Annotated in this window: 5 tRNA genes; all 5 read left to right on the top strand. The window is 58.6% G+C overall.

Annotated features, from left to right (window positions below):
• Window positions 1-28 precede the first annotated feature (28 nt).
• The 5 genes from L6Q67_RS23695 to L6Q67_RS23675 all read left to right on the top strand — a co-directional run bounded on the left by L6Q67_RS23695 (window position 29) and on the right by L6Q67_RS23675 (window position 728).
• Window positions 29-121, top strand: a tRNA-Tyr gene (locus tag L6Q67_RS23695).
• 217 nt (window positions 122-338) lie between these two features.
• Window positions 339-414: transfer RNA gene (locus tag L6Q67_RS23690), tRNA-Gly, on the top strand.
• A 78-nt stretch (window positions 415-492) separates the two neighbouring features.
• Window positions 493-564 (top strand) — tRNA-Glu (locus tag L6Q67_RS23685).
• A 9-nt stretch (window positions 565-573) separates the two neighbouring features.
• Window positions 574-647 (top strand) — tRNA-Gly (locus tag L6Q67_RS23680).
• A gap of 5 nt (window positions 648-652) precedes the next feature.
• Window positions 653-728, top strand: a tRNA-Phe gene (locus L6Q67_RS23675).
• Window positions 729-754: the final 26 nt, after the last annotated feature.

Here is a 754-nt window from a genome sequence, read left to right as displayed (position 1 = left end):
CTTCTTGCTTTTGGAGGCTCTTGAACATGGATGCGAGGCGAATATTGGCTTAGGTCGCCACAGACTGTAAATCTGTAGTCCGCTCGACGGGGTGAAGGTTCGATTCCTTCCGCATCCACCAGCAACACCAGCCGCCTCCTTATGGGAGGTTGGCGCCGGTTCTCCGGCAAGCTCTTTGACAATTCGGAATGTGGTTTGGTGCAGGCGTTCCCGCCGCGGTCAGCGCGTGGGGATCTCGCAAGAGAGCGCTCGAAGTATGGGCGTGCCGGCGGTGTCTGCTGCGGACAATGGGGTTCGCAGGTGAGGCAACACGCCCGGCGGGAACGTCTGCATGTAGTGCGGCAGTAGCTCAGTTGGTAGAGCGCAACCTTGCCAAGGTTGAGGTCGAGAGTTCGAGGCTCTTCTGCCGCTCCAATCACGATGGCCATTTGCACGAAGCGCATGGCGCTTGTGGTCGTCCCCACTTGGCGAGTGGCTATCGTGATTGGTTTTGCTCTTGTCGTCTAGCGGTCAGGACATCTGATTTTCGATCAGAGAACCGGGGTTCGATTCCCCGCAGGAGCTCACAAACACGCGGGTTTGGCTCAGTGGCTGAGCGAAAGCCTTCCAAGCTTAAGAGGCCGGTTCGATTCCGGCAACCCGCTCCATTTTCGCCGCTGTAGCTGAGGAGGTATAGCGCGTGCCTGAAGAGCACGAGGAGGTTGGTTCGAGTCCAACCGGCGGCACCAAGTCTGGCATGTCGAACATGCCGCTG

The sequence above is a fragment of the Zoogloea sp. genome (genome assembly GCF_023150065.1).
GTDB lineage: Bacteria > Pseudomonadota > Gammaproteobacteria > Burkholderiales > Rhodocyclaceae > Zoogloea.
The sequence above is the reverse complement of the archived record's forward strand: the minus strand, read 5'-3'. Positions and strand labels throughout refer to the sequence as shown.